Below are 16,458 nucleotides of genomic sequence, written 5' to 3'. Positions count from 1 at the left end.
CGGATTCTGCGGTCAGACAAATTGTTTCTGCATATAATAATATTTCCGAAACCGTCCCACCTCAGGAAACAAAGTGAAACTCAAAACACAGACTTTATACATTACGCTGATATACACGATTTCAACCGCCTATATGCTGGGGCCGATGCTGTCGTACAAAGCCGGTATTCCGCGTATCGACAACCCCCTGACTATCCTGCTGCTGCCTACTGCCCTACTGATTTTTGCGTTAGAGTCCAAACGGTTCAACGGCAAAGCAGGCAGGATGTTGGCAGCGCTTGCCATCATGTGCGGTTGGGGCGGCATCCATCTGTTTATTACCACGCTGGATTCGGTCAGGATTATGGATACGTTTTTCTTCCTGTCCCTACCCAGCCTGTTTTATCTGCTGTACCTGGTATTGAGCCGACATGAAAATCCGATGGCGTTTATCCGCCACCTGCTGCTTTTTTTCTGCGCATTTATCATCATCCCGCCCGCTGTGGAGATTTTGACCGGCATCCAATTCGTTCAAGCAGATGAAGTATTGGCCATTGATGCGGGGATTATTAAGGGTTTCTTCTTTAACCCTAACAACTTAGGCACGACCGCCCTCTGTTTTGCGCCTGCCGTTTTAGTATTTTTCAATATTGATGTCAGTAAAAAAGAATACTTGCTCGGCTTGATACTTTTTTTATGTTTGGGCGTAGTCATTTTTGCCAGTGCGTCGCGTACCGCTACCCTGTGTTACATCATTTTATTTATCCTGAACTTGATTTACCGTAACAACGGGCTGTTTACGCTGATGACCATAGGTGTTACAGGCGCAGGATTGTCGATGATTCCGAAACAGTACATTGCCGATTTCCTGCTCTCCCTGCACGGTAATGCCTTTTTGGAAAATATTTCCTCACGCCTGTATTTGTTCCTGTTTGATTTGGAAAGCGACAATTCGGTCGGCTACCGTCAGGAAATCTATAACTATTTCTGGGAACATCCGCCATTCCTGCTGTTGGGCTATGGTCCGAAAAAATTCCAAGAATATTTCGGCGGCCACTTGAGCGACAGCCTGGCGTTTGAAAACCCGCACAGCTTCCTTATCGAGCTATACCTCGGTTTCGGTCTGATTTCGCTGACGGCTTTTTTGTTCTATGCCGCATACTATTTCTTCTGCGTCGCCGCAGGCAGGAATATGAAAAGCAAACAGCGCGTCATTGGGTTGGCAGCAATGGGATTGTTCCTTTTGGCAGGTTTTATCCCATCCACCATTTTTCGTATGCCCTTCATCTGGCTGCCCTGCTTTTTGATTTTCCTATACAGCGTCCTGCCGCAGCGCGATACGGCGTATAACGCGTACCGATACACCCCTTGATAGAAAACACGATATGAAAAAAATTGTTTTGACTACTTCCATGTCCGGCCTCGGCGGCACTGAAAACGCGACCTTCCGCTTAGGACGGTTGCTCAGGCAGCGTGGCCACGAGGTTGTCCTTGCCTCTTCCGATGGCCCACTCATCAAAGAAGCCCAAGCCTTGGGCATCCAATGGCGTCCTATTGATTTTTATCAGGGCGGCATCTTGGGCTACATCAAGGGCATGTTCGCCTACATGAAGATGTTGAAACAGGAAAAACCCGACATCGTCCACTGCCAAATGGCGCGCATCGTTCCCGCCTGCGCCATCGCAGCAAAAATAGCTTCTCCCAAAACCAAAGTGTTCTACCACGCGCGCGGTCTGGATGCTGAAACTTATCCGAAAATCGCCAAACTTTTCGACAAGCTGGGCGTATATATCATCGGCAACTGCAGACACGAACAGGAAAAACTCATCCGCCACGGTTTCCCTGCCAACCGCATCACCTACACCTACAACGCCCTGCACAAAGCCGATTACGTTCCTGAAAAAACCGCCAAAGACTACGTCATGCTCGGCACGCTGTCGCGCTTGGATACCGTCCGCGCCGTGCATGTGATGCTGGACATCTTTAAGAAAATGGTCGACCGCAATATGCCCGTGCGCCTGAACGTAGCAGGCATAGGCGAAGAAATGGACAATCTGAAAGCGCAAGCGAAACGCCTGGGCATAGACGACAAAGTCACCTTCCTCGGCGGCGTGCGCGATTTGACCGGCTATTTCAAAGACGTGGATATTTTGGTGAACACGCCGCACTGCATCGGCGACCACGGTGCAGGCGTCGGCAACAACATCCTTGAAGCTGGCCTCTACGACACGCCCGTCGTGACCTACAACATGGGCGGCATTTCCGAAATGGTCATTACCGGAGAAACCGGATACTGTTTCCCCTTCGGCGAAGACGAAGCCTTTATCGAAGCCGTCGATCAACTCATCAAGCAGCCCGAGCTGCGCGAAAAAATGGGTAAAGCCCTGCATAAACACGTTGAGACCTTGTGTTCCGATGATGAAATCTATCGCACCACAATGGCCGCTTACGATATGTGAGGTCGTCTGAAAATATGAACATCACCATCGTCGCCCCCTACTGTTCGCTGCCGTCCGAGCCGCATTTCAACCGCTTCTGGTATCTAGCAGAGCTGTTGTCGCAGTCTCATGACGTATTGCTGATTACCAGCAATTTCAAACACTACGACAAATCTTTCAGACGACCTGAAGATGCCGAATCTGCCTCGCAAGGTCGTCTGAAAGTCATGCTGCTGGAAGAGAGCGGCTACGGCAAAAACGTCTCGCTGGACCGCGTCAAAAGCCATCATGTGTTCGTCAAACATTTTGAGCAATGGCTGAATAACTGCCGCACGGGCGAACAAGACGTCGTCTTTTCCGCCTATCCGCTGATCGCCACCAACCTGCTTTTGGGCGGACACAAAGCGCGTTTGGGCTACAAGCTGATTATCGACGTGCAGGACGTATGGCCGGAAGCCTTCTCCTCGGTCGTGCCGTTTTTGAAAAAAATCCCGCACAACCTGCTGCCCTTCTCCTCACGCGCCAACCGTGCCTACCGCTACGCCGACGCGCTGGTTGCCGTATCTCAGACCTACCTCGACCGAGCCAAAGAAGCCAATCCGAACGTACCCGGCGAAGTCGTCTATATCGGCGCGGATTTTCCGAAACTCGATGCCGCGCCGGCAAAAGACTTCGGCGACGACAAAACCCGCTTCTTCTACTTGGGTACGCTCAGTTACAGCTATGACGTGGAAACCGTGTGCAAAGGCGTTCGGAAACTGTTGGACGGCGGCGAAAATGTAGAGCTGCACATCATGGGCGGCGGCCCCGATTTGGACAGGCTCAAACAATACGCCTGCGACGGTATTAAGTTTTACGGCTACATCCCCTACGCCGAAATGATGTCGGTCGCCAAGGGCTGCGACATCTCCGTCAACGCCATCCATTCCTACGCCATGCAGTCGATTACCAACAAACTGTCCGACTACATGGCATTGCAAAAACCGATTTTAAACAGCCAGGTCAACGACGAAGTTGCCGAAGTCCTCACCCTGCTGCCGCACGCGGACTACCGTTCCGGCGATGTAGACAGCTTCGTCCAAGCCGCCAAAGACATTCTGGCGCGCAAAAACGACCCCGTTCAATCCGACGAAATCGTCCGCCGTTTCAAGCGCGACGTGGCGTATCAAAAAATCGTCAACCTGATTGAAAGATTAGCCCATGAGTAAATTCTTCAAACGCCTGTTTGACATCATCGCCTCCGCCTCAGGACTGATTTTCCTCTCGCCCGTATTTTTGATTTTGATATACCTCATCCGCAAAAACTTGGGCGAACCGGTATTCTTCACCCAAGAGCGGCCGGGCAAAGACGGCAAACCGTTCAAAATGATCAAATTCCGCTCCATGCGCGATGCGGTCGATAAAGACGGCAACCCGCTGCCCGACAGCGAGCGGCTGACCCCTTTCGGCAAGAAGCTGCGCGCGACAAGCTTGGATGAACTTCCTGAGCTTTGGAACGTTCTAAAAGGAGAGATGAGCCTGGTCGGCCCAAGACCGCTGTTGATGAGCTACCTGCCGCTTTACAACGAATTTCAAAACCGCCGCCACGAAATGAGGCCCGGCGTAACCGGTTGGGCGCAGGTCAACGGGCGCAACGCGCTTTCGTGGGACGAAAAGTTCGCACACGATATTTGGTATATCGACCATTACAGTTTTTGGCTGGATATGAAAATCCTGTTTTTGACGGTCAAAAAAGTCTTTATCAAAGAAGGCATTTCGGCTGAGGGAGAAGCCACTATGCCGTATTTCACAGGGAATGACACAGATGAAAAAAAATAACGTACTTATCCTTTCCGCAGGAAGACGAGTTGAATTGGTACAGGATTTTCAAACCGAAGCCGCCAAGTTTTCAGACGATGTCAAGATTTTGACGACGGATTTGGTTCCACGCATGTCTTCCGCCTGTCACGTTTCCGACGGTTCGTTTGAAGTGCCGCTGATCGGTTCCAATTCGTATATCGACAGCATCTTCGATCTGGCGGTACGCGAAAACATCGGTTTGATCATCCCGACCATAGATACCGAACTGCAAAAACTCGCGAATGAACGCGACCGCTTCGAAGCGGCAGGTATCCACATCGTCGTTTCCGATGCGGACTTTATTGCGCAATGCCGCGACAAACGTAAAACCGCCGACCTATTTGCCCACTACGGCATACGCTCGCCCGAAATTTACGACCGCGAGAAGTTGGTTTTCCCTTGCTTCGCCAAACCTTACGACGGCAGCCGCGCCATCGGTGCCAAACGGATCGACACGCCTGCCGATCTGACACCTGAAGTTTTGGCAGACCCCAAATTAATGTTCTGTCAGCTTATCGATATCGAAAACGAATTTTCCGAATTTACCGTCGATATGTATTACGACCGACAAGGTCGTCTGAAATGCACGATTCCGCGTAAACGCTTGGAAGTGCGTACCGGCGAAGTCAGCAAAGGCATCACCCGCAAAAACAGCCTCTACCAAACGCTGCTGGAAAAAATGGCGGTATTGGAAGGCGCGCGCGGCTGCATTACGGCGCAGTTCTTCTGCAACGAAGAAACCGGCGAATTCTACGGCGTGGAAATCAATCCCCGCTTCGGCGGCGGCTTCCCGCTGACGTATGCCGCAGGCGGCAATTACCCGGGCTGGCTGATGCACGAATACTTCCGCAACGAAGAAATCCCGTTTTCAGACGACTGGGAAAACAACCTCATCATGCTGCGCTACGATGCCAAGGTCTTGGTTCATGAAAACGATTAATCCCGAAACCGCCGTCATTGTCTTCGACTTGGACGATACGCTGTACTCGGAATACGAATACAAGCTCTCCGGCATCCGTGCGATCGTCGATACCGTCGCCGCCCTGTATCCCGATTGGGATTCAGACGACCTATGGCGCAGTATCGACCCCGACGGCAAAGACTGGCTGGACAAGTTGTGCCGCCACTGCGGTTTCAACGAATCGGAAAAACAGGTTCTTCTGTGGCAATACCGGCTGCACCGCCCGACGCTGACGCCGTATGCCCCGCATGATTTCCTGTCCGAGCTGACCGCGCCCTTCGCCGCACGCGCACTGATTACCGACGGCAGAAGCCTGACCCAACGCTTGAAACTGGAAGCCTTGGGGCTGTATTCCCTGTTTGACGACATCCTCGTCTCCGAAGCCTGCGCTTCGGAAAAACCCGACGGCAAACGCTTCTGCTATTTACAAGACAAATATGCCGGCAAGGCAGACTGTTTCATCTACATCGGCGACAACCTTTCCAAAGACTTCATCGCGCCGAACGCTTTGGGCTGGATTACCATAGGCTTGCGTCCCTCCGGGCGTAATATCCACATTCACCCGCCTGAAAGTTTTAGTACAGAATATCATCCCGCTTTTTGGATTGACTCCCTTCAAGATTTAGCTTCCCTAATCGATTCAATCATTTAGCCATTACATAATCAAACGTACACTCACAATGCCAAAAGGACTATTTCATGACAAAAATATTATTCATGGGACGTAAACGGCTTTCCGCCAACCTGCTCCGGCTCTTATCTTCACAAAACGGCATCGAAATCGTCGGCGTACTGACCGACAGCCACCTGCAAGGCTCGCCGACGGCCGCCGCCGCCAAAGAATTGGGCTTGCCGCTCTACACTTTCGACACCGCCTTGGAAGCAATGAAAGAAGGTCGTCTGAAATACGACTTGGGCTTGTCCGTACTCTACTGGCGCAAACTGCGCGACGAATTCCTGACCGTCCCGCGCTTGGGTACGATCAACTTCCACCCGGCCCTGTTGCCCGAATACAAAGGCACGGGCGGCTACAACCTTGCCATCATGGACGAATTGTCCGAATGGGGCAGCACCGCCCACTACGTCGATGCCTCCATCGACACCGGCGAAATCATCGAAGTGGACCGCTTCCCCATTGATTCTTCTGCCGAAACCGCCCAATCGCTCGAACGCAAGACCATGCAGGCATTGGAGCCGTTCGCACAACGCATTATCGCCCGCGCCGTCAAAGCGCAAGCCAAATTGCCGACCACGCCCAACATCGGCGGCCGCTACGTCAGCCGTGATGAAATGGAAGCGATGAAGCAAATCCATGACGGCGACGATGTCGAGAAAAAAATCCGCGCCTTCTGGTTTCCGCCTTATGACGGCGCATACGTCGAAATCGACGGTCAAAAATACACCTTGATCAACCGCCAACTGCTGGAAGAAGTCGCCCCCAAAGACTCCACCAGCCTTTTCGCAGGAAAAGCCAATGCTTAACACATCCCTCTCCCCGTGGCCGAGCTTCACCCAAGAAGAAGCCGATGCCGTTTCCAAAGTCCTGCTGTCCAACAAAGTCAACTACTGGACAGGCACCGAATGCCGCGAATTTGAAAAAGAATTCGCCGCCTTCGCCGGCACGCAATACGCCGTCGCCCTTTCCAACGGCACACTGGCGCTTGATGTTGCGCTTAAAGCAATGGGCATCGGCGCAGGCGACGATGTCATCGTTACCTCGCGCACCTTCCTCGCCTCCGCTTCCTGCATCGTTACCGCAGGCGCAAACCCCGTGTTCGCCGACGTGGATTTAAACAGCCAAAATATCAGCGCGGAAACCATCAAAGCCGTGCTGACGCCGAATACCAAAGCCATCATCGTCGTCCACCTCGCCGGTATGCCTGCCGAAATGGACGGCATCATGGACTTGGCAAAAGAACATGATTTATGGGTTATCGAAGACTGCGCCCAAGCGCACGGCGCGAAATACAAAGGCAAATCCGTCGGCTCCATCGGACACGTCGGCGCATGGTCGTTCTGCCAAGACAAAATCATGACCACCGGCGGCGAAGGCGGCATGGTCACCACCAACGACAAAGAGCTGTGGAGCAAAATGTGGTCGTACAAAGACCACGGCAAAAGCTATGACGCCGTGTACCACCGCGAACACGCCCCCGGCTTCCGCTGGCTGCACGAAAGCTTCGGCACCAACTGGCGCATGATGGAAATGCAGGCAGTCATCGGCCGCATCCAGCTCAAACGTATGCCCGAATGGACGGCACGCCGCCAAGCGCACGCCGCCAAGCTGGCAGAAAGCCTGGGCAAATTCAAAAGCATCCGTCTGATTGAAGTCGCCGACTACATCGAACACGCGCAATACAAGTTCTATGCCTTCGTCAAACCCGAACACCTCAAAGAAGGCTGGACGCGCGACCGCATCGTGAACGAACTGAACGCGCGCAAAGTCCCCTGCTATCAAGGCAGCTGCTCCGAAGTCTATTTGGAAAAAGCCTTCGACAACACGCCGTGGCGTCCGAAAGAGCGGCTGAAAAACGCCGTCCAACTGGGCGACACCAGCCTGATGTTCTTGGTGCACCCGACGCTGACCGACGACGAAATCGCGTTCTGCAAAGAACACATCGAAGCTGTGTTGGCAGAAGCCACAGCATAAAGTACAAACCGCCGCGCCCATCTCATCGGGACGGCGGCGGTTTACCGCTTCAGCCGAATAAAAAAGGGAACCGGCAAGCAGCCGACACATACGGAAAACCAATGCTCCGTAGCAACAAACGTCTTTTCAGACGACCTTCGTATGGCTGAGGTCGTCTGAAACCCTGTCCGACAACATTACTCAGAATATACCAAAATGAATTTGGAAACCCTGTTATCCCTGCCCCGCAACGTCAAAAAAACCTTCTTCGTCATCCATGATATTTTGATGGTTTTTATCGCCTTTTGGTTTGCACAAAGCCTTAAAGCCCAATATTCCGACGAATGGGCAAGCATGGCGAACTGGCTTGCCTTCGGCTCGACTGCCTTTTTGACCATCGCGCTGTTTGTTAGACTGGGGCTGTACCGCGCCGTTACCCGCTTCGTCAGTACCCGCGTCCTGACCGCCGCCGCATTCGGCAGCCTGATTTCGGCAGTCTTGTTCTGCCTGACTACCCTGATTTTTGAGCGCAAGCTGCACCTTGCCCTGCCTATTGTTTATTTTCTGCTGCTGGTCGTCTGTATCACCAGTTCGCGCATGATTCTGCGTGCCATCCTGACCGACCGCCACAAAAAACAAATGGTGCCCGTCATCATTTACGGCGCAGGACAATCCGGCCGCCAACTGTTGGAAGCCATCAAACAGGTCAACGAATATTCCGCTGTCGCCTTTGTGGACGACAACCCCAAAATCCGCCGCACCGTCATCTACGACCTGACCGTCTATGGTCCTGAAGACATCCAATCGCTCATCGACCGCTACGGTGTGGAAAAAATCCTGCTTGCCATCCCCAGCTCCACTCAGGAAGAACGCCGCCGCATCATCCAAAGCCTCGAAAAATACAAATGCGAAGTACTGACCATCCCCGGCATGAAAGACTTGGTGGACGGCAAAATCAAAGTCAGCGCGCTGAAAAAAATCTCCGTCGTCGATTTACTCGGTCGCGACCCCGTCGCCCCCCGCCCCGAACTCATGGGTGCGGACATTACCGGCAAAACCGTAATGGTAACAGGTGCGGGCGGATCCATCGGCTCCGAACTCTGCCGCCAAATCCTGAAATGCCGCCCGTCCAAATTGCTGCTGTTCGAACTGTCCGAGTTCTCCCTGTACAGCATAGACAAAGAATTGCGCGAAACTCAGGCAGCCGCCGGCAGTCAAATCGAAGTCGTCCCCCTGCTCGGTTCCGTGCAAAACAAAGAACGCCTGATCAGCGTCATGACCGCGTACGGCGTTGAAACCGTCTATCACGCCGCCGCCTACAAACACGTCCCCATGGTCGAGTTCAACACCATCGAAGGCATCCGCAACAACGTCTTCGGCACGCTCTTGTGCGCGCAGGCCGCCGTCGAATCCGGAGTCAGCACCTTCGTGCTCATCTCCACCGACAAAGCCGTACGCCCGACCAACACCATGGGCGCCAGCAAACGCATGGCGGAACTCTGCCTGCAGGCACTCGCCGCCGAACCCGGCCAACACACCCGCTTCTGTATGGTGCGTTTTGGCAACGTTTTAGGCTCCTCCGGCTCCGTCGTCCCCGTGTTTGAAAAACAAATCGCCGAAGGCGGCCCCATCACCCTGACCCACCAAGACATCACCCGCTACTTCATGACCATCCCCGAAGCCGCCCAACTCGTCATTCAAGCGGGCGCGATGGGCAAAGGCGGCGACGTATTCGTGTTGGATATGGGCGAATCTGTTAAAATCATTGACTTAGCCAAACAAATGATTACGCTTAGCGGCCTGAAATTGAAAGATGCCCAACATCCCGACGGCGATATCGAAATTAAAATTACAGGACTGCGTCCGGGCGAAAAACTTTACGAAGAGTTGCTCATCGGAGATGAAGTGCAAAAAACCACTCATCCCCGAATTATGACCGCCAGCGAAGTAATGCTGCCATGGGCGCAATTAAATGACATAATTATGCGTATGGACTTAGCGTGCTCAAATTCAGACCAACAAACCCTGCGCGCCCTGCTGCTTGAAGCCCCTGCCGGCTTTAATCCCAAAGACGATATTTGCGATTTGGTTTGGCAGCAGACACATTAAACACCCTACCGATAAAGTAAGATACCCTACAAAAAAGGTCGTCTGAAAGTTTTCGGACGACCCCGATGATAAGATTGACAAGGATACCGACATGAAAAAACAGCTTGCCTTTATCAGCCTGTCGCTGATGGCACTGACCGCCTGCAACAGCACTACCGTCATACCCGGCTCCACCATCAACACACGCAACAAAGCCATCATTTACGATAATGACGAAACCATAGCAGACACCAAATTCGACAAGCGAGTCGCCATCTATCCGATTACCTTCGGCCTCGTTGAAAAAATGCGCAAACCGCCGGTGTTGTCGCAAACCAACGCAGCCCTCGAACACAGCAGAGCCGCCTACCGATACCATATCGGCAAAGGCGACGTATTGAACATCATGGTCTGGGCGCACACCGACCTCAACTCCCCCGTCCAACAAAGCAGTCCGCAAAGCAACCAAGTCAGCCGAGGCGCCTGGGTGGACGAAAGCGGCTACATCACCTACCCGCTGGTCGGCAAAATCCAAGCGCAAGGCAAAACCATAGACGAGCTGCAAAACATCCTGACAAGTCGTCTGAAACGCTATCTTAAAAACCCCCAAGTTACCATCAACGTAACCGAATTCCGCTCGCAACGCATTTCCATTTCCGGCGCTGTCGGACAAGCCGGACAACTGCCGATTACCAACGTCCCCATGACCATCCTCGATGCCGTCAATCAAGCGGGCGGCGTGGCGCAAAACGCAGACACCCACAACGTCAAATGGACGCACAACGGCGTTGACCGCACCATCTCCCTGCAAAACATCATGCAGTACGGCGATATGTCGCAAAACCACCTCTTAAGCAATGGCGACATCGTTTACATCCCCAACAACAGCAACAGCAAAGTATACATCATGGGCGAAGTCGGCCGCCAAGCCACCCTGCCTATCGACAATCACGGCTTAAATCTCACACAGGCACTGGGTGAGGCCGGGGGGATGAACCAAACCCAAGCCGATGCAACCGGCGTATTCGTCATCCGCCGCGCGCCTGAAGACGCAGTCAAACCTATCCACATTTACCAACTTAACCTGAAAGACGCGACTGCTTACGCATTGGGTAACGACTTTGACCTTCGCCCCAACGACATCGTTTATGTAACTGCCGCACCGATTACCCGTTGGAACCGCGTAGTGTCTCAATTAACCAGTTTCGTAACCAACGTCAACTCTATCGACAACACATTCAAATAACCTGACAGCCTGACAGCAGCCGTTGTCAGGCAAATAGTGGTTCGGGTACGAATCGTCTGAATGGTGCATGAACAAAATTACCATCCGGACCGAAAAATATCCGACCGCAAACTGTTTTATAATGATTTGACCCTACAAGAAAAAATACCGCTTCCCTTATGTTTCAAAATATTTTAGTAGTATGTATGGGCAACATCTGCCGTTCTCCGACAGCAGAACGTATTTTGCAGAAAAAACTGCCCAACCACCGTATCAGTTCTGCCGGCATTAACGCATTGGCAGGAAAAGATGCAGACTTCCAAGCCATTAAAACCGCCCTCAAACACGGTATCATCGTCGCAGGACATACCGCCCGCCAACTCACACCCAAAATGTGCGACGAAGCGGATTTGATTTTGGTCATGGAGCCGGCACATATCGACATGGTTGCCGACATCCAGCCGTCTGCGCGCAGTAAAGCCTTTTTGCTTGCCCAATGGCTGCCGAAAAAAAATATACCCGACCCATTCAAACAAAGCAGTGAAATGTTCGAAGCGGTCTTCCTACAAATCGAACAAGCCGCCAATACATGGGCGGATAAACTGAGCGGACAGGCAGAGCAATAATCTCCATCCTCCGCACAACAGAACCCGTTTTAAGAAGAAAGTCCACTGATGTACAAACAATATCCCTCATCAGCCCCTGCCGGCAACGACGAAATCGACTTCGGCCAACAAATGCAAAGCCTGTGGCAAAACAAAAACAAAATCGCCGCCGCAATCTTGGCAGGCGGATTGGCAGGTGCCGTAATCGGTTTGGCCTCCACCCCGCTCTATCGTGCCGACGCCATGTTGGAAATCGAAACCAAACAAAACCAGATTCTAACCGAAATCAACAATATGCTTTCCAACGAACCTGCACCGTCCGAAGCAGAAGTGGAGCTCGTTCAATCTCGTTTGGTATTGGGCAAAACCGTTGAAGACCTGCAACTTGATCAAGAAATCAAAGCCACCTACTTCCCGATTTTCGGGAATATGGTGCACAACCTCAGTAGCAGCGACGACCCGATGTTAAAAATCGGCGCGTTCACCGTTTCTGAGGACTGGATCAACAAACCCTTCAAACTGACTGTCAAAGACAGCAAAACCTACCTGCTGACACTCCCTGACGGTACGACTAAAGAAGGCCATGTCGGTGCGCCCCTTAAAATCAATAACGAAACCGTTCTAAAAGTCGACCGCATTCTTGCTGAGGCAGATCAAGATTTCGAGCTGACCAAATTCTCCAAACTCAGTGCTATCGAAAATCTGAAAAACAAGCTCTCGGTCATCAGTAAAGGTAAAACCAGCCCCATCATCAACCTTTCCTATACCGATACTGATCCTAAAAAAACCAGCACTATTCTCAACAGCATCGCTGACAATTACGTCTCCCAAAACCGCGAACGCGATGTTCAAGTCGCTTCCAGCGGCTTGGCGTTCATCAGCGAAGAATTGCCTCGTCTGAAAGAAACCTTGCAAGATGCGGAAAACAAACTCAACGCCTACCGCGAACGATCCGGTTCTCTAGACATTCCGCTTGAGTCCAAAGGCGCGCTTGAAAGCCTGACCAGCATCGAAACCCAAATCACCCTGCTCAAAACCGAAGAAGCAGGTTTGGCAGAACTATACACTCCGGAGCACCCTTCCTATAAAGCCGTTTTGGACAAATTGGCGGTACTCGAACGCGCCAAGAGCAAAATCAACCAGCAAATCGCCGGCCTGCCCAACACCCAGCAGGAAGTCATCCGCCTGACCCGCGACGTAGAAACCAACCAAGCGACCTACGTCCAACTCTTGGCGAAACAACAAGAACTCAACATCATGAAAGCCAGTGCGCAAGGCAACGTCCGTGTCGTTGACCATGCCTACACGCCGGAAAAGCCGATTGCCCCCCGCAAAGCCGTTATCACAGCGTTGGGCGCGCTTGCCGCAGGCGCACTTGCCTCCATGTGGTTCCTACTGCAAGGCCGCATGCACCGCGGCATTACGTCGTCTGAAGAAATCGAAGCCCTCGATCTCGAAGTTTCGGCACTTATCCCGCATTCAAAAACCCAGCAAAAACGCGACCTTATCAAACGCAAGTTCAAATCGCTCAAAGGACGTTCCACCTATCTTTTGGCAAACGAAGACAGTACCGACATCGCCGTCGAAGCCATCCGCGCCCTGCGTACCAACATTTACTTCTCCATGCTGGACGCCCGCAATAATATCCTCATGATTACCGGTGCGGCTCCGGAAGCAGGTAAATCCTTCATTTCCGCCAACCTTGCCACCGTGATGGTGCAGTCCGGCAAACGCGTCCTGCTGATTGATACCGATATGCGCAAAGGTTATCTGGATCAGTTGCTGAACGTAACACCTGAATTCGGCCTGTCCGACATTTTGTCCGGAGAAGTTTCCCCTGCCCAAGCCGTTATCCAGACCAATATCCCCAACCTGCACCTCATCAGTGCCGGCAGCTATCCTAAAAATCCGTCCGAGCTACTGATGGACAACCGTTTCAAAGAACTGTTGTCAAACGCGCAAAAACGTTACGATTACGTCATCATCGACACCCCGCCTGTTTTGGCGGTAACCGATGCCGTCGTTGTCGGACAACATGCAGGCACAGTCCTTCTGGTCAGCCGCTACGGCAACACAACTACCAAAGAGCTGGCTATCAGCGCGGAACGCCTGCGTCAAAACAAAATCACCATCAAGGGAGTTATCCTCAATGGCATGAAACGCGAGGCTAACAGCACTTACGACTACTACTATTCTTACATCACGCCTACCGAAGGCAAAAAAACTGCCAAAAAAACTACGTCAGAAAAACCAAAAGCCTGACGATAGGTAAGGTTTGTCATCAAAAAAGGTCGTCTGAAAATTTTCAGACGACCTTTTTATCATCAACACAGTCAATTCAAAGAAAAGCCCCAATTCCATCATTTTTGCCATAGCCTGCCCCGCATAAGCAGGGTGCAACGCCGATATGGGTATTTTCGATTCTGCTGAATCGGTCTCAAACCAAATCATTTTTTCACAGGCAACGCGCCCTCGCTATATTTTGCAATAAATATCAGCAAGGCACCATACTGCCATCAGAATTTACTTAACGGCTTTTCAGACGACGTTGCCAATACCTTTGTAAAACTGCCGTTCAGCCCATCAGCCAAACCACCAAATGCACCATGCTCGGCCCGATGATGACCATAAACAGCCCCGCCAAAATCATGGTCAGGCTCGCCATCACGCCTTCGGTTTCGTGGCGTTGTCCGGCGCGGGAAGTGCCGAAGCCGTGGGCGGCGTTGCCCAGTGCGACACCGTTGGCGGTATGGAAGCGGATGCGGGTGAACGCTAAAAACAAATCGCCGAATATCATGCCGACGAAGCCGGTGATGATGGTGAACAGCGACACCAGCGACGCCGAGCCGTGGATTTCACTTGCCAACACGACGGCAAACGGCGTGGAAATCGAGCGCGCCATCAGGCTGTTGGTGACTTCGCTGTCGAAGTGGAACATATTGCCCATCAAAAACGCGCTGGCAACGCCGACAAACATGCCGACCAAAATCGCTATCGACAGGATGGGAAGCTGGCGGCGGATGACTTCGCGGTTTTCGTAAATCGGGATGGCGAAGGCGACCGTTACCGGCGTGAGCAGGAAAACGATGCCTTGCGTGTATTTGTGGTAAGTATCGTAGGAAATGCCCAAAAGCAGCATCAGGACGATGGTGCTGACCGAAACGGTCACGACGGGCGAGAAAATCATCAGCGGTTTTTTACGGTAGATTTTTTTCGCCATAAAATAGGCGAAGCAGGTCCAAGCGAAGCAGGCGAGTGCGGCGTAATCCATTTTTGTTCCCTATCAGGCATGCAGTTTTTTATACAGGCGGCGTTTCCAGCGGTAGCAGAAATTCAGCGTCAACGCCGTGCTGATCATCACCAGCGCGGTGCCGACCGCAATCGTCAGCACCAGCCGCCAACCTTCGGAAAGAAGCAAATCGCGGTATTGCAATACGGAAACCATAATCGGAATAAAGAAAAACACCAACTCGCCCAACACCCATTTCGCGCCGCGCTCGACCATGCCGGTTTTAATCACGCCCAAACCCAGCAGCGCAAGCATCAAAAACAGCCCCAATACGCCCGAAGAAACAGGTAGATGGGCAAAGCGCACCATCAAATCCGACACCAGCCACACCAAGCCGACTACGGCAAGCTGCAAGGTCGTCTGAAAAAATCGCGTCAGCGTATCCATAAGGTTTATATCCATCCGTAATCCAAAACGAGGGCTTGATTATAAGGACGCGGTTTGCGCATAATATGAATTATCCGAACTAAAATCATGCCCAAGAGGAATAATGGACTTCAAAAGCCTGCACTGTTTCGCCGAACTCGTGCGCCTGCAAAGTTTTTCCGCCGCCGCATCCGCGCTCAACCTGACCCAGCCTACCGTCAGCAAAACCATACAGGCATTGGAAGAAGAACTGGGCGTGTCATTGTTGGTTAAAGAAAACGGCCGCAAAAAACGCCAGGTCGCCACCACGCCCATCGGCGAAGAAGTGTACCGCCACGCGCTGAACCTCCTGCACGAACGCGACCTGCTGCTCGCCCGCATCGACGACTACCGCCACATCAAAAGCGGTACGCTGCGGCTGGGTTTGGCATTGCTCGGCAGCGACCTGCTCAGTAACGCCCTGTTCCGTTTCCGCCGCCAATGGCCCGGCATCGAATTGACCTTCCTCGAACAAGGTTCGCTCGCCATCGAACAATCCCTGCGCAACAACGAACTCGACGCCGGACAACTGCTCGCCCCCGTCCACGAAGACTTCGACAGCATTACCCTCTGCGACTACCCGCTCGTCGTCCTCATGCCGCGCGCCCAAGCCCGCCATGCCGCCCTCAGCCTCAAAAGCCTGCAACACGAACCGTTTATCCTCTTCGGCTCAGGATTTTCCCTCAACGAAACCATCCAAACCGCCTGCCGCAGCCAAGGCTTTACCCCCAACGTCGTCTGCCGCACCGGACAATGGGACCTGCTCGCCGACATGGTGGCGCACCATATGGGTATCGCCCTTCTGCCCGAATATTACGCCCGCAAAATCAACCCCGACACCTTCGCCGCCGTCCCGCTGACCGAACCCGAAATCCGCTGGCAACTGACGATGGCGTGGAAAAAACACCAGCGCCCCACCCCCGCGCTCAGGGCTTGGCTCGACATCGTCAGGGAAGAGTTCAGGAAATAGAAAAAGGTCGTCTGAAAACTGAACTGGCCC

General features: G+C 52.6%; 15 protein-coding genes. 13 read left to right on the top strand and 2 right to left on the bottom strand.

The features are described from left to right. Nucleotides 1-73: 73 nt before the first annotated feature. From HMPREF3066_RS01400 to HMPREF3066_RS01345, 12 genes are all read left to right on the top strand, one after another. Entirely contained in the window at nucleotides 74-1,351 is a 1,278-nt protein-coding gene (locus tag HMPREF3066_RS01400; RefSeq protein ID WP_049226727.1) for an O-antigen ligase family protein, read from the top strand. Between the two features lie 13 nt (nucleotides 1,352-1,364). Continuing rightward, complete coding sequence (locus tag HMPREF3066_RS01395) at nucleotides 1,365-2,438, top strand: glycosyltransferase family 4 protein (RefSeq protein WP_045073577.1); 1,074 nt, start codon at nucleotides 1,365-1,367, stop codon at nucleotides 2,436-2,438. Nucleotides 2,439-2,452: 14 nt separating this feature from the next. Beyond that, complete coding sequence (locus HMPREF3066_RS01390) at nucleotides 2,453-3,625, top strand: glycosyltransferase (RefSeq protein ID WP_070439957.1); 1,173 nt, start codon at nucleotides 2,453-2,455, stop codon at nucleotides 3,623-3,625. Further along, entirely contained in the window at nucleotides 3,618-4,235 is a 618-nt protein-coding gene (locus HMPREF3066_RS01385; RefSeq protein ID WP_039405705.1) for a sugar transferase, read from the top strand. The genes HMPREF3066_RS01390 and HMPREF3066_RS01385 overlap by 8 nt, the downstream gene beginning before the upstream one ends. Further along, nucleotides 4,222-5,196, top strand: coding sequence for an ATP-grasp domain-containing protein (locus HMPREF3066_RS01380; protein WP_070439955.1), 975 nt, complete (start codon nucleotides 4,222-4,224; stop codon nucleotides 5,194-5,196). The genes HMPREF3066_RS01385 and HMPREF3066_RS01380 overlap by 14 nt, the downstream gene beginning before the upstream one ends. Further along, nucleotides 5,183-5,869 carry an HAD family hydrolase gene (locus HMPREF3066_RS01375; RefSeq protein WP_070439953.1) on the top strand — a complete coding sequence of 229 codons (687 nt, stop codon included), beginning with the start codon at nucleotides 5,183-5,185 and terminating at the stop codon, nucleotides 5,867-5,869. The genes HMPREF3066_RS01380 and HMPREF3066_RS01375 overlap by 14 nt, the downstream gene beginning before the upstream one ends. Nucleotides 5,870-5,916: 47 nt before the next feature. Further along, nucleotides 5,917-6,699: a formyltransferase family protein gene (locus tag HMPREF3066_RS01370; protein ID WP_070439951.1), complete on the top strand. Its 783-nt coding sequence runs from the start codon at nucleotides 5,917-5,919 to the stop codon at nucleotides 6,697-6,699. Further along, on the top strand, nucleotides 6,692-7,867 hold the full coding sequence (locus HMPREF3066_RS01365; RefSeq protein WP_070439949.1) for a DegT/DnrJ/EryC1/StrS family aminotransferase: 1,176 nt from the start codon (nucleotides 6,692-6,694) through the stop codon (nucleotides 7,865-7,867). The genes HMPREF3066_RS01370 and HMPREF3066_RS01365 overlap by 8 nt, the downstream gene beginning before the upstream one ends. 195 nt (nucleotides 7,868-8,062) lie before the next feature. Continuing rightward, entirely contained in the window at nucleotides 8,063-9,955 is a 1,893-nt protein-coding gene (locus tag HMPREF3066_RS01360) for a polysaccharide biosynthesis protein (RefSeq protein WP_070439947.1), read from the top strand. Between the two features lie 91 nt (nucleotides 9,956-10,046). After that, a complete protein-coding gene (locus tag HMPREF3066_RS01355) occupies nucleotides 10,047-11,180 on the top strand; it encodes a polysaccharide export protein (RefSeq protein WP_070439945.1) in 1,134 nt (377 codons plus the stop codon). 158 nt (nucleotides 11,181-11,338) lie between these two features. Continuing rightward, the gene (locus tag HMPREF3066_RS01350) at nucleotides 11,339-11,785 is read left to right on the top strand and encodes a low molecular weight protein-tyrosine-phosphatase (protein ID WP_045073623.1); all 447 of its coding nucleotides are present in this window, start codon (nucleotides 11,339-11,341) and stop codon (nucleotides 11,783-11,785) included. Nucleotides 11,786-11,833: 48 nt separating this feature from the next. Next, nucleotides 11,834-14,026 carry a polysaccharide biosynthesis tyrosine autokinase gene (locus HMPREF3066_RS01345; RefSeq protein ID WP_070439943.1) on the top strand — a complete coding sequence of 731 codons (2,193 nt, stop codon included), beginning with the start codon at nucleotides 11,834-11,836 and terminating at the stop codon, nucleotides 14,024-14,026. Between the two features lie 313 nt (nucleotides 14,027-14,339). Here HMPREF3066_RS01345 and HMPREF3066_RS01340 read toward each other — a convergent pair whose 3' ends face one another. After that, on the bottom strand, nucleotides 14,340-15,035 hold the full coding sequence (locus tag HMPREF3066_RS01340) for an LrgB family protein (RefSeq protein WP_009311862.1): 696 nt from the start codon (nucleotides 15,033-15,035) through the stop codon (nucleotides 14,340-14,342). A 12-nt stretch (nucleotides 15,036-15,047) separates the two neighbouring features. After that, nucleotides 15,048-15,455, bottom strand: a complete 408-nt coding sequence (locus HMPREF3066_RS01335; protein ID WP_321178883.1) for a CidA/LrgA family protein — start codon at nucleotides 15,453-15,455, stop codon at nucleotides 15,048-15,050. Between the two features lie 88 nt (nucleotides 15,456-15,543). On the opposite strand from HMPREF3066_RS01335, the gene HMPREF3066_RS01330 reads away from it, so the two are divergent. Continuing rightward, the gene (locus HMPREF3066_RS01330) at nucleotides 15,544-16,428 is read left to right on the top strand and encodes a LysR family transcriptional regulator (protein ID WP_070439938.1); all 885 of its coding nucleotides are present in this window, start codon (nucleotides 15,544-15,546) and stop codon (nucleotides 16,426-16,428) included. Nucleotides 16,429-16,458: the final 30 nt, after the last annotated feature.

It is taken from the genome of Neisseria sp. HMSC03D10 (assembly GCF_001807625.1).
Lineage (GTDB): Bacteria > Pseudomonadota > Gammaproteobacteria > Burkholderiales > Neisseriaceae > Neisseria > Neisseria mucosa.
This window is presented reverse-complemented; position numbering and strand designations above follow the sequence as displayed.